Below are 13,234 nucleotides of genomic sequence, written 5' to 3' on the forward strand. Positions count from 1 at the left end.
CTTCAGATTCCTTCGACACAAGAATCAGGACGAGAGTCCCAGTGCGCGTTTGACGGGGCCAAAGCTGCGGCGATGGTGCTCAGTCGCACCATGCAGTGCCAATTTTTCCAGATGAAATGCGGTTGGATAACCTTTGTGCTGTGCAAAACCATACTGTGGAAAAACCGTATCCAGCGCCGCCATTTCAGCGTCACGGGTCACTTTTGCCAGAATCGATGCAGCGCTGATCTCCGCCACGCGGCTATCACCTTTGACCACCGCCATCGACGGTACCGGTAATGCCGGGCAACGATTGCCGTCAATCAGCACGTATTCGGGCACAATATGCAGACCCGCAACCGCACGCTGCATGGCCAGCATGGTAGCATGCAAAATGTTCAGTTCGTCGATTTCATGCGGTTCCGCCCGACCCAGGCTCCAGCTTAACGCCTTTTCTTTAATTTCATCAAACAGCGCCAGGCGACGTTTTTCTGACAGTTTTTTTGAGTCGTTAAGACCGATAATAGGGCGAGCCGGATCCAGAATGACGGCAGCAGTGACGACCGCGCCGACCAAAGGGCCGCGTCCGACTTCATCCACACCCGCCACTAAATGCGTATGCGGATACACAAATTCAATCATTGCGCTAACTCCAGGACCGCATCCGCTGCCTGCTCATCAGCATTGCAACGGATCTGCTGGTGCAGTTCACGGAATGTGTCGTGCATCGCATGGCTGGTTTTACCCTTTGCCAGCAACGGCAACAGCGCTTGCGACAGCGCCTGCGGTTCACACTCTTCCTGCAACAGCTCTTTAACCAGTTCTCTTCCCGCCAACAGGTTAGGTAGCGAAACGTAATCAGTCTTCACCAGACGCTTCGCCAGCCAGAAGGTGAAGGGTTTCATACGGTAGCCAACCACCATCGGGCATTTTGCCAGCATACATTCCAGCGCGGCGGTACCTGAAGCCAGCAGTGCGGCGTCGCTGGCCACCATTGCTTCACGTCCCATACCATTGAGCAGATGTACGGAAAGCTCCGGTGCAACTTCCGCTTTAATGCGTTCAAACTGCTCACGACGTTTGGCATTCACCAACGGCACCACCACTTCGAGATCCGGATAATGCTGGCGTAATAGCTGCGCCGTTTTCAGAAAATCGGCGCTGAGCATCTCCACTTCTGCACCACGGCTTCCTGGCAGTAGCGCCAGGCAGTGAGCGTCATGAGGAATGCCCAGAATATCACGTGCCGCGTTTTTATCCGGGTCCAACGGCATGGCATCCGCCATGGTATGACCTATAAAGCGGCACGGGACGTTAAATTTGTCATAAAACGCTTTTTCGAAAGGCAGAAAGGCCAGCACCATGTTGGTGGATCTGCCTATTTTGAAAACGCGTTTCTGTCGCCACGCCCAGACGGACGGACTGACATAATGAATGGTTTTAATGCCCTGTTTTTTCAAGTTCCCTTCGAGGGTAATGTTGAAATCAGGTGCATCAATGCCAACGAAAACATCCGGCTTTAAGTCGGTGAATCGGCGAGTGAGGTCGGCACGAATATGCAGTAAACGGCGCAGACGTCCGAGCACTTCAACAATGCCCATGACCGCCAGCTCTTCCATTTCGTACCAGGCTTCACAGCCTTCGGCCTGCATCAGCGGACCCGCCACACCAACAAAACGCGCATTGGGAACGCGAGCCTTGAGTGCACGGATTAACCCTGCACCAAGAATATCGCCGGAGGTTTCTCCGGCGACGAGGGCAATCGTTAAAGGACGCTGTTCAGTCATTAACGAATCAGGCCACGCGTTGAGCGCTCAAAGAAGTCGCTGAAAGCCTGAACTTCGGGGTACTGTTTCGCCAGTTCCGCGATTTCTGGTTTCACTTCTTCCAGCGTTTTACCACTACGGTACAACGCTTTGTAGGCGTTACGAATCGCGGTAATCGCTTCGCGGGTGAATCCACGACGCTTCAGACCTTCGATATTGACGCCAAACGGCGTCGCGTGGTTGCCCTGGGCGATAACGTACGGAGGCACGTCCTGGGCTACACCAGAACAGCCACCAACCATCACATGAGCACCGATGATGCAGAACTGATGCACCGCAGTCATGCCGCCGATGATAACAAAATCATCCAGCGAAACATGTCCGGCAAGCGTGGCGTTATTCGCCAGAATACAGCGGTTTCCTACCGTACAATCATGCGCGACGTGCGCATTAATCATCAGTAAGTTATCGCTGCCCACCTTCGTCACTCCACCGCCCTGCACTGTGCCACGATGAATGGTGACGCTTTCGCGGATGCGGTTGCGATCGCCAATTTCCACACGGGTCGGTTCGCCAGCATATTTAAGATCCTGGTTAACTTCACCGATGGAGGCAAACTGATAGATCTCGTTATCGCGACCAATTTTTGTATGGCCATTCACGACAACGTGAGACTTCAGTACGGTACCCTCACCAATTTCAACATGGGGTCCAACAATACAAAATGGGCCAATGTGAGCATTGGCACCAATGCTGGCGCCCTCTTCTACAATGGCGGTCGGGTGAATAAAGGCGGATTTATCAATCACGTATCAGGCCTCCCGGCTACGGGCACACATCATCGTTGCTTCGCACACAACTTTACCGTCGACCAGCGCAACCCCTTTAAAACGGGTCAGGCCACGGCGCGTTTTCTCGAAAGTCACTTCCATGATCATCTGATCGCCAGGCACGACAGGACGCTTAAAGCGTGCTTCGTCAATACCCGCGAAATAATACAGTTCGCCTGGTTCCAGTTTTCCTACGCTTTTAAACGCAAGGATACCGGTAGCCTGTGCCATCGCTTCCAGAATCAATACGCCAGGGAAAATAGGTTTACCCGGGAAGTGGCCCTGAAAGAAAGGCTCGTTAACGGATACATTTTTCACTGCGCGCAGAAAACGACCTTCTTCAAAATCCAGCACGCGATCAACCAGCAGAAACGGAAAACGGTGCGGCAGAAGTTCTAAAATCTCTTCAATATGCAGAGTATGAGTGTTAGTAGTCAAAATACTCTTCCTGTCAAAATATACTAAAAGGCAATAATAACACGGCCTGTCGCAATCGTATGAATGGGACAGGCCGAAAAGTCAGACATGCAAAAACGGTGCTTTAGTCTTGTTGATTAACCTTGCGCTCAATCGCTTTGAGGCGCTTGCTCATATCATCAATATTCATCACCAGTGCAGCTGTTTTACGCCATACCTTATTGGGTTGTAGCGGAATGCCTGAGGAATAGACGCCAGGTTCGGTGATAGGACGCATCACCATACCCATGCCAGTCACCGTGACTTTGTCGCATATTTCCATATGCCCATTGATCACGCTGGCGCCGCCAATCATGCAGTAACGGCCAATCTTCAGGCTTCCCGCCATAATGACGCCACCGGCTACTGCCGTATTGTCGCCAATCACAACGTTATGCGCAATCTGGCACTGGTTATCAATGATAACACCATTGCCGATCACAGTATCGTCCAGAGCACCACGGTCAATGGTGGTACAAGCGCCGATCTCGACGCGATCGCCGATAATCACGCGACCAAGCTGCGGGATCTTTACCCAGTTACCGCGATCGTTCGCGTAACCAAACCCATCAGATCCAACGACAGTGCTTGACTGGATCAGGCAATTCTCACCGATCTGAATGTCGTGGTAAATCGTCACATTCGCCCACAAGCGTGAACCTGCACCGATTTTAGTATTTTTTCCGACGAAGCAGCCTGCGCCGATAACGACGTTATCACCCAGTTCTACGCCAGACTCAATGACCGCATTTGCGCCCACAGAGACATTATTACCCAGCTTCGCCGTTGCATCGATCACTGCACTCGGTGCAATGTTCTGTGCAGGCTGAGGCGTGGTATCTAAAATTTGCGCCATACGTGCATAGGTCAGGTAGGGATTCTTCACTACCAACGCGGCACTTTTAGCAAAAGGAAGATCGTCCTGCGTCATTACTACGGCAGAAGCCTGGCATACGCCTAAGTGTTCACGGTACTTAGGATTCACCATGAACGTGATATTGCCAGTTTGCGCAGATTGCATGGACGCTACGCCGGTGATGACGATATCGCCATCACCGTGTAATTCTGCATCCAACTGCTCTGCTAAATCAGCCAGTCGAATTGAAGGCATTACTTATTTAACCTGTTTCAGTACGTCAGCGGTGATGTCTTTCACATCGCTGCTGTTGTATGCAACGGTGTTTGCGTCAACGACCAGATCGATGCTCTGGCTGCTGGCAACAGATTTCACAGCAGTCTGGATACGAGTAACCAGTTTGCCACGTTCTTCGTTGGAGCGACGCGCACGATCCTGCTCAAAAGCCTGAGCTTTCTGAGAGAAAGTCTGGCGCTGAGCCATAACGTCTTTTTCCAGCTTGGTACGATCGCTACCTGCTTTCATTGATTGCAGACGCTGCATCTTAGATTGCAGATCGGATTCCATACGCTGCAGTTCGCTGGCACGGCCTTTGAACTCGTTTTCCAGCGTAGCAGAAACGCCTGTCTTCTGTGCAACCTGTTGGAACAGGCTACCCATGTTGACGATTGCAATTTTGTCAGCCGCTTGTGCGGACGTTGCCATCGCTAAACCGAGACCTGCAGCTAATAACCACTTTTTCACAATTAACTCCTTACCATCCCATTTGCACCCGAAGGTGCAGTTCTTTGCGTGGCCAGGCGATCCCATGCAAGATCGCCTAAAGTCATCGCTACACTACCACTACATTCCTTTGCGAAGAACAATTACCAGGTTTTACCAATGTTAAACTGGAACTGTTCCGCTTTGTCTCCATCGTACTTCTTGAACGGCTGGGCGTAGGAGAAAACCAACGGCCCCAATGGGGACATCCATTGTAAAGCGATACCCGCTGACATACGGATATTACTTGGATCACTGTAGTCCGGCACACCTATAGCACGTGTTTGAGCGCTATCCTGCCAGTTAGTATCCCAAACGGTACCCATATCCCAGAAGAACGAGGTACGAACCGAGTTGGCATACTTGTCGCTAATGAACGGCGTTGGGGTAATAAACTCCAGGCTGGCGACAGCCATGGCGTTACCGCCCACTGCGTCATCCGATTTACAGTCCTTACCGTCCGCGTTGGAACACTCTTCGTAGTCACTATTATCAGAACCACTGGCGTAAGCACCGTTTTTGTAGACTGCTTTTGGACCGATAGTATTCGACTGGAAGCCACGCACGGTGCTGGAACCACCCGCATAGAAGTTCTCATAGAACGGCATTTCTTTGCTGCCAATGCCGTCGCCATAGCCTACCTTCGTACGTCCTAAAACCACCCACTTGTGATCGTCATCGATCGGCACATAGGTCGCGGTATCCATCGACACTTTGTAGTATTCGTTATCAGAACCCGGAATGGTCACTTTACCGTTCAGGTTGACGCGTGTACCGTCCGTTGGGAAATACCCACGGTCCAGTTTGTTGTACGTCCAACCGTAGTTAAAGGTGAAGTCATCAGCGGCAAAGCTGTTGGTATTGGTCTCGCCCATTGACTCAAGATAACGATCCATCGCAACCTGCGGCTGCATGTTGGACAGTTTGTTATGTACATAACCCAGGCCGGCACGCAACGTGTTGTATTCGTTTACCGGGAAGCCAAGCGTTACGTCTGTACCATAACTTTTGTTGGTATAGTCGGACAGATCCGCATCATTCGCTTCAAAGTCGTTATAGAAGACACGGCCACCCAGGCTCACACCATCAACGGTGAAGTACGGGTTAGTCACAGACAACTCAGTATAGGTCTGGTAGTCGTTTTTGGTGCCGTTGATGCCAACAGAATAACCGGTACCTAACCAGTTATCTTGCTGAACGCCAGCCTGGAAGCTCACGCCGCTCTCGGTACCGTAACCGACGCCGAAGTTAAAGCTACCGGTGTTACGCTCTTTGACCTTGTAGACTACATCAACCTGATCCGGTCTGCCCGGAACACGCTGAGTATCGGTATCAACTGTTTCAAAGTAACCCAGACGGTTTAGACGCTCTTTACCCTGGTCGACCAGATCGCTGCCCAACCATGCACCTTCCATCTGACGCATTTCGCGACGCAGAACGGAATCTTTAGAGGTGTCGTTACCTTCAAAACGAATCTTACGCACATAGAAACGGTTACCCGCATCCACGTTTACGCGTAATTTAACGGTTTTGTCAGCGTCGTTGATTTCAGGCTGCGACTGTACGCGCGGATAGGCATAGCCATAGCGACCCAGGAGCTTCTTGATATCATCTTCCATTTTGGTCACTTTGGTGCCGTTATAGAGTTCACCTGGCTCGATCTTTGTCAGGGTCTCAATTTCGGCGGAGTGCCCGGCCAGGTTACCGCTCACCTGAACACCAGAAAGCTTGTACTGCTCGCCTTCTGTGATGTTAACGGTGATGTAGATACCTTTTTTATCCGGCGTCAGGCTGACCTGAGTGGAATCGATATTGAAGCGGGCATAACCGCGATCCAGATAGTAACTGCGCAGGGTTTCAAGGTCGCCCGCCAGTTTCTGTTTCTGGTATTTGCGATCGCCCACCACGTTCCACCACGGCACTTCGTCACGCAACTGGAAGTGAGAGATAAGTTCGTCAGTCGTGAAGGCATGGTTGCCGACGATATTGATCTGTTGGATCTTCGCCGAAACACCTTCCTGGAAGACCAGTTTGAGGTCAACGCGGTTACGCGGCAACGGCGTCACCACCGCTTTCACACTGGCGCTGTACTTACCGACGCTATAGTAGAAATCTTCCAGGCCTTTTTCGATATCGGCAAGCGTGGTGCGATCCAGAGACTCGCCAACACGCACACCAGACGCCTCGAGGTTTTGCTTGAGCATGTCATCTTTCACCGATTTATTACCGGAGAAAGTGATGCTGGCAATCGTCGGACGCTCTTTTACCTGAACCAGAAGGGTATCACCATCGCGCAGGACGCGGACATCCTCAAAGTTACCGGTGGCGAACAGAGCACGAATGGTATTACTGATGTCTTCATCATTAACCGTGTCGCCTGTGCGCACCGGCATACTGAGGAGAGCCGCACCAACGGCGACTCGCTGTAGGCCTTCGAAATGAATGTCCTTCACTACGAACCCTTCAGCACCGTATACGGTGGCGCTGCTAAACAGCAGCGACGCTATGAGCAACTTTTTCATCGCCATCGTTATTATGCGTTCTTCCTAACACTCTCTTACAACCGAGAGAAATCATTGAAAAGTGCAAGCCCCATTAACAACACCAGCAAGATAGAGCCAATGCGATAACTAAAGTCTTGAACCCGCTCGGATACCGGACCGCCCTTCAGCTTTTCAATCGCCAGGAACAGCAGATGCCCCCCGTCTAGAACGGGCAACGGAAACAGGTTGATTATCCCTAAGTTCACGCTGATAAGCGCAAGGAACATCAGGTAATAAATAACCCCGAATTCCGCTGACATCCCAGCCCCCTGGGCGATAGAAATCGGCCCACTGAGGTTGTTCAGTTTTACATCACCGGTAATCAATTTTCCCAGCATACTGACCGTCAGCTTCATCAACTGCCACGTTTTATCCGAGGCTTCGAGGACGGCGCTGAATGGCCCATACTGGCGTACAGTCTTATACTCATCAGGCAGAGGAATAACTTTAGGCACCACGCCCGCAAAACCTTCTGCCTTCCCGTTAACCTGTTTTGAATCTGGGGTTAACGTTAAAGACAAGGAACTTCCTTGTCTTTCAATATCTAGCGCTAACGGCTTATCCGGATTATCGCGCACCAGCGTCACAAACGTCATCCATTGCGTCAGCGGCTGACCATTGACTTTAACGATCCTGTCGCCTGCTTGCAAACCTGCCTTACTTGCAGCGGAGTTAACCTGCACTTCTGACAGCACCGGTTCAATCTGCGGACCGCGCGGACGAATCCCTAAACTGGAGACGGGATCCTCTTTGTCTGGCTCAAATGCCCACTGACGTAAATCCAGCGTTTTGTCCTGACGCTGGTTACTGCCAAACTGCGCTACGCTGAGAGTCGTATGCTCATCGCCAATTTTGGCTACCAGTTGCAATCTCACGGCATCCCAATCAGGGGTTTCGATACCATCAACCGCTTTTAGTTCCGTACCCGGCTGAATTTGCGCCTGCGCGGCAATCGAGTTGGGTGTTATTTCACCAACAACCGGACGAACGCCAGGGACACCGATGATAAACACCAGCCAGTAAGCGAAAATAGCAAAAAGGAAGTTTGCAATCGGACCTGCGGCGATGATGGCTGCGCGTTGTCCAACCGTTTTATTGTTGAAGGCGTAATGGCGCAACTCCGGTGCGACTGGTTCAGCGCGCTCATCCAGCATTTTGACGTAACCGCCGAGGGGAATCAGGGCGATAACGTATTCCGTACCTAATTTATCGGTACGCCGCCAAAGCGCTTTTCCAAAACCAATGGAAAAGCGTTCGACGCGGACTCCGCAGCGCCGCGCAACCCAGAAATGACCAAATTCATGCACGGTGATAAGCACACCAAGTGCGACAATGAATGCAGCCAGATTCCAGAGAATACTCAGCATAAGACCATCCGTTAGAGCGTCCTGAATACCAGTAACAACAGGCAGGCAAATACCGGTACCGCAGCCGTCAGGCTATCAATACGGTCCAGAATACCGCCGTGTCCTGGAATTAAGTGACCACTGTCCTTAATACCTGCTTCACGCTTAAACATACTCTCGGTCAGGTCACCCAGCACGGAGGCCAGGGCTGCAACGATGGAGCAAATGAGCAAGGTGACAGGCGCAACTTCAAGATTCGCCCACATGCCATAACCCCATGAGATTACGGCCGCAGTGGCGAGTCCGCCAATAAAACCCTGCCAGGTTTTACCAGGAGAAACCTTCGGTGCCAGCTTATGTTTGCCAAACAGCTTACCAAACATATACGCACCCGAGTCCGCTCCCCAAACGAGGATCATGACATACAGCAGCCATAGCGCGCCACTATAATGATTCTCATCATAATGCCAGGCACGTAGCGCCAGCATTCCCCAAAAGAACGGAACAATGGTTAACACGCCGAAAATTATGCGTAATGTTTTGGAATTACGCCAGACCGACGCAGAGCCGGGATAAAACAATACCAGCAACAGCGCCACGACCCACCAGCCCAGCGACGCCCACAGCGATACTTCAACCAGCGGCTGATGAATATTGCGATGGTATTCCGGCAGTAAGAACAGCATTAGCGCCAGCAATAGCCCGCACAAAACCGCCAGCCAGACTCGCTGTGTACGCGTGGTAAAACCGCTTAACTGTCCCCATTCCCAGGCGGCCAGCATACAAACGACCAGCGTGACAATGGCGAACCCCACCGGCGGCAGCAAAAACAGCGCCGCGATGACAACGGGTATTAAAACAAAAGCAGAAATCAGGCGATACTTCAGCAAAAGCGACCCCCATCAGGCTTTTTCATCACCGGGCTCGGTGCCGCCGAAACGACGCTCACGATTAGCAAAGGCATGCAGCGCACCTTCAAAGTCTTGTTCATCGAAATCGGGCCAGAGAACATCCGTAAAGTAAAGTTCGGCATAGGCAATTTGCCACAACAGAAAATTACTAATTCGATGCTCTCCCCCAGTCCTTATCACTAAATCCACAGGAGCCAGTTCATGCATACAAATTTGCTGCCCAAGCATCTCTTCATCGATTTGCTCTGGACGCAGCAGACCATCCTGCACCTGTTGTGCCAGTTGCCTGACTCCCTGGACTATATCCCACCGTCCACCGTAATTCGCTGCAATATTCAGCGTCAACCCGGTATTCTGGGCAGTAATCGCTTCTGATTTGCGAATCCGTTCTTGCAAACGAGAGTTAAATCGACTGATATCCCCGATAATACGCAGACGTACGTTATGGCGGTGCAGGTTTTTCACTTCACTATCAAGTGCCCACACAAACAGTTCCATTAACGCGCTCACTTCCTGCGCAGGTCGGTTCCAGTTCTCACTGCTAAAGGCATACAGCGTTAACGCATCAATACCGTTATTGGCAGCAAAAGAGACAGCCCGGCGGACGGATTTTGCTCCGGCCTTATGCCCAAAGGCGCGAATCTTCCCTTGCTTTTTCGCCCAGCGGCCATTGCCATCCATGATAATTGCGACATGGCGACAACCATGTGCTGGCAAATTTTCGCTTAATGGTTTAGTTGCAGACAACATAACGCGTTATTAGTCCCTGAAAGGATTTACGGTACTCAGGAATACTGAAGCCCATCCACAAAAAAGCCGTGTCAAACCACGGCTTACCCGACCGAAAAAAAACAAATACCCGCGATCGGGTGGCGCAGACTATATCACTGAAGCCCAACGCTAACAAATAGCACGATTCTCCGTAGAGGGATTATCATCAGCTTGAGAGTCGCATCACTTCTTTTCTGGCGACGTCCCGCGCGATGGCATCAACCTTCAGCACGTCATCAACGCTCTGCGGCTCCTGCAAATCCATCTTATCCAGCACGGATAAATTCAGGTCAGCAATATCGGTAAATCGGATCTGCTGCGCCAGAAACGCGGCAACGGTAATTTCATTCGCGGCATTAAGTGCAGTCGTCGCCGCCTGCCCTTGCTCAAACGCGTCCATCGCCAGCTTCAGGCACGGATAACGCTGGTAATCAGGTGCTGAAAACGTCAGCGCACTGAGTTTGCAAAAATCGACAGGCTTAACACCGGACGTCACTCGTTCTGGCCATGCCATGGTATGGGCAATAGGTGTACGCATGTCCGGTTCACCCAACTGCGCCAGAACACTACCATCCTGATAACGGACCATCGAATGAATAACCGACTGCGGGTGAATCAGCACTTCCATCTGGCTTGCACTGGCATTAAATAACCAACGCGCTTCAATGTATTCCAGACCTTTGTTCATCATGGTGGCGGAATCGACAGAGATTTTTCGTCCCATCGACCAATTCGGATGACGACATGCCTGATCGGGAGTCATAGAGACCAGATCGCGCAATGGCGTTTCACGGAATGGGCCACCAGACCCGGTAAGCAGAACTGACATGACGCCGTTTTGCTCAAGGTCAGCGTATCCCAGATTGTGTTGGATAGGTTGCGGTAAACTCTGAAAAATCGCGTTATGCTCGCTATCTACCGGCAAAAGCTGCGCTTTGTGGCGTTTCACGTCGTCCATAAACAGACGACCGCAGGTCACCAGAGACTCTTTGTTCGCCAGTAAAATACTTTTGCTCGCACGAATTGCCGCCAGCGTTGGCAATAAGCCCGCTGCGCCGACAATTGCCGCCATGACCTGATCAACATCATCCAGCGCAGCCATATCACAGGCAGCCTGCTGACCGCTCATGACCTCTGTGCGACTGCCCTGCTCCAGCAGAGCTGCTTTTACCAACGCAGCGCTTTTTTCATCGTCCATTACCGCATAGCGAGGAGAAAACTCCAGGCATTGCTCTACCATGCGGGCGACATTTTTACCCGCCACCAACGCAGCAACACGAAATTTTTCCGGGTTATGGCGTACTACATCCAGCGTACTGCAACCAATGGAACCGGTTGATCCCAGGATGGTTAATTGCTTCATGAGACATCCAGAAGAATTTTACCCTTTAAGGTATATAGACAGAAAAAAGCAAAACGCCGCCATCCAGCCCTCTCAGGCCTTCTAAGCGGCGTTTTTAGCGTACAGGCGAATCAGAACTGCATCAGTTCCGCTTCTTTCTCTGCCAGCGCCGCATCAACTTTCTTGATTGCAGCGTCAGTCAGTTTCTGTACGTCGTCCTGAGAACGGCGATCGTCATCTTCGCTGATCTCTTTTTCTTTCAACAACGCTTTCACTTTGTCGTTTGCATCGCGGCGTACATTACGTACCGCAACACGCGCGCCTTCAGCTTCGCCACGCACGATCTTGGTCAGATCTTTACGACGTTCTTCGGTCAGCGGCGGCAGCGGAACGCGGATGTCGGAACCCGCAGAGCTTGGATTCAGACCGAGGTCGGAAGCCATGATGGCTTTCTCAACGGCTGGCCCCATAGAACGGTCAAACACGTTGATTTTCAGGGTACGGGAATCTTCAACCGTTACGCTTGCCAGTTGGCGCAGCGGAGTCGGTGTGCCGTAATATTCCACGACAATACCATCCAGCAGGCTAGGAGAAGCACGACCCGTGCGAATTTTGCTGATTTGGTTTTTGAACGCTTCGACGCATTTGTCCATGCGTACTTCAGCATCTTTTCTGATATCGTTGATCACGTTACGAATCCTTGAAAGCTTGTTTCAGTCAGACCATACCCGCCGCGCAAGATGTGACAAGTATAGTCTTGATTAATTTTGAGGGACGTATCCCGCGACATTAAAGCGGAATATTACCTGCATTTAGCCGCAACGGGAATTATTCCGTGATTAACGTGCCTTCTTTTTCACCCATAACAACACGGCGCAGTGCACCTGGTTTGTTCATGTTAAAGACACGAATCGGTAATTTGTGGTCACGAGCCAGCGTGAACGCAGCCAGATCCATGACTTTCAGCTCTTTATCCAGTACTTCAGTGTAGGTCAACTGTTCGTACATGGTCGCCGTCGGATCTTTAGCCGGGTCGGCAGTAAATACGCCATCGACTTTGGTGGCTTTCAGTACCACATCCGCTTCAATTTCAATACCACGCAGGCAGGCTGCTGAATCGGTGGTGAAGAACGGATTGCCGGTACCCGCAGACAAAATAACAACGCGGTTGTTACGCAGCAGGCTAATAGCTTCAGCCCAACTGTAGTTATCACACACGCCGTTCAGAGGAATTGCGGACATCAAGCGAGCGTTCACATAGGCGCGGTGAAGCGCATCGCGCATCGCCAGACCGTTCATTACGGTGGCTAACATGCCCATGTGGTCGCCCACAACGCGGTTCATCCCTGCTTTCGCCAGACCAGCGCCACGGAACAGGTTACCACCACCAATCACTACGCCAACCTGAATACCCAGCTCAACCAGCTCTTTGATTTCCTGAGCCATGCGGTCAAGGATGCTTGCATCAATACCGAAGCCTTCCGAACCTTGCAGAGCTTCGCCACTTAACTTAAGCAGAATACGTTTGTAGACGGGTTTTGCATTGGTAGCCATGTTTCTTTCCTGAGACTGTCAACGAATGAGATGAGTTAATTCCAGCGACATTGTATGTCGCTTTTCAGCAGGACCACTATAGCGGTTCGCTGAATTTACAAGCCAGACACAAAAAGAA

At 51.3% G+C, this 13,234-nt stretch carries 13 protein-coding genes; all 13 read right to left on the reverse strand.

All coding sequences use genetic code 11. The features are described 5' to 3' along the window. Positions 1–24: 24 nt before the first annotated feature. Positions 25–621 (reverse strand): ribonuclease HII, encoded by a 597-nt coding sequence (gene rnhB / locus OGV89_RS14570; RefSeq protein WP_003845817.1) that lies wholly within the window; start codon positions 619–621, stop codon positions 25–27. Continuing rightward, positions 618–1,766: a lipid-A-disaccharide synthase gene (gene lpxB / locus OGV89_RS14575; RefSeq protein WP_003018522.1), complete on the reverse strand. Its 1,149-nt coding sequence runs from the start codon at positions 1,764–1,766 to the stop codon at positions 618–620. The genes rnhB and lpxB overlap by 4 nt, the downstream gene beginning before the upstream one ends. Then, positions 1,766–2,554, reverse strand: a complete 789-nt coding sequence (gene lpxA / locus OGV89_RS14580; RefSeq protein WP_003018525.1) for an acyl-ACP--UDP-N-acetylglucosamine O-acyltransferase — start codon at positions 2,552–2,554, stop codon at positions 1,766–1,768. The genes lpxB and lpxA overlap by 1 nt, the downstream gene beginning before the upstream one ends. Before the next feature lie 3 nt (positions 2,555–2,557). Beyond that, the gene (gene fabZ / locus OGV89_RS14585) at positions 2,558–3,013 is read right to left on the reverse strand and encodes a 3-hydroxyacyl-ACP dehydratase FabZ (protein ID WP_003018528.1); all 456 of its coding nucleotides are present in this window, start codon (positions 3,011–3,013) and stop codon (positions 2,558–2,560) included. A 103-nt stretch (positions 3,014–3,116) separates the two neighbouring features. After that, positions 3,117–4,142: a UDP-3-O-(3-hydroxymyristoyl)glucosamine N-acyltransferase gene (lpxD, locus tag OGV89_RS14590; protein WP_003018531.1), complete on the reverse strand. Its 1,026-nt coding sequence runs from the start codon at positions 4,140–4,142 to the stop codon at positions 3,117–3,119. 3 nt (positions 4,143–4,145) lie between these two features. Then, positions 4,146–4,631, reverse strand: coding sequence for a molecular chaperone Skp (gene skp / locus OGV89_RS14595; protein ID WP_003018533.1), 486 nt, complete (start codon positions 4,629–4,631; stop codon positions 4,146–4,148). Positions 4,632–4,753: 122 nt separating this feature from the next. Beyond that, a complete protein-coding gene (gene bamA / locus OGV89_RS14600) occupies positions 4,754–7,177 on the reverse strand; it encodes an outer membrane protein assembly factor BamA (RefSeq protein ID WP_003018536.1) in 2,424 nt (807 codons plus the stop codon). Positions 7,178–7,206: 29 nt separating this feature from the next. Next, positions 7,207–8,559 carry a sigma E protease regulator RseP gene (rseP, locus tag OGV89_RS14605; RefSeq protein ID WP_003837540.1) on the reverse strand — a complete coding sequence of 451 codons (1,353 nt, stop codon included), beginning with the start codon at positions 8,557–8,559 and terminating at the stop codon, positions 7,207–7,209. 11 nt (positions 8,560–8,570) lie between these two features. Continuing rightward, complete coding sequence (gene cdsA, locus OGV89_RS14610) at positions 8,571–9,428, reverse strand: phosphatidate cytidylyltransferase (protein WP_003018541.1); 858 nt, start codon at positions 9,426–9,428, stop codon at positions 8,571–8,573. A 12-nt stretch (positions 9,429–9,440) separates the two neighbouring features. Continuing rightward, positions 9,441–10,199, reverse strand: coding sequence for a (2E,6E)-farnesyl-diphosphate-specific ditrans,polycis-undecaprenyl-diphosphate synthase (gene ispU / locus OGV89_RS14615; protein WP_003018543.1), 759 nt, complete (start codon positions 10,197–10,199; stop codon positions 9,441–9,443). A 187-nt stretch (positions 10,200–10,386) separates the two neighbouring features. Beyond that, positions 10,387–11,583 carry a 1-deoxy-D-xylulose-5-phosphate reductoisomerase gene (gene ispC, locus OGV89_RS14620; protein ID WP_003845810.1) on the reverse strand — a complete coding sequence of 399 codons (1,197 nt, stop codon included), beginning with the start codon at positions 11,581–11,583 and terminating at the stop codon, positions 10,387–10,389. A 110-nt stretch (positions 11,584–11,693) separates the two neighbouring features. Further along, complete coding sequence (gene frr / locus OGV89_RS14625; protein ID WP_003018547.1) at positions 11,694–12,251, reverse strand: ribosome recycling factor; 558 nt, start codon at positions 12,249–12,251, stop codon at positions 11,694–11,696. 139 nt (positions 12,252–12,390) lie between these two features. Beyond that, a complete protein-coding gene (gene pyrH, locus OGV89_RS14630) occupies positions 12,391–13,116 on the reverse strand; it encodes a UMP kinase (RefSeq protein ID WP_003018549.1) in 726 nt (241 codons plus the stop codon). Between the last annotated feature and the right edge of the window lie 118 nt (positions 13,117–13,234).

The organism is Citrobacter sp. Cf125 (assembly GCF_030333935.1).
GTDB classification, from domain to species: Bacteria; Pseudomonadota; Gammaproteobacteria; order Enterobacterales; family Enterobacteriaceae; genus Citrobacter; species Citrobacter freundii.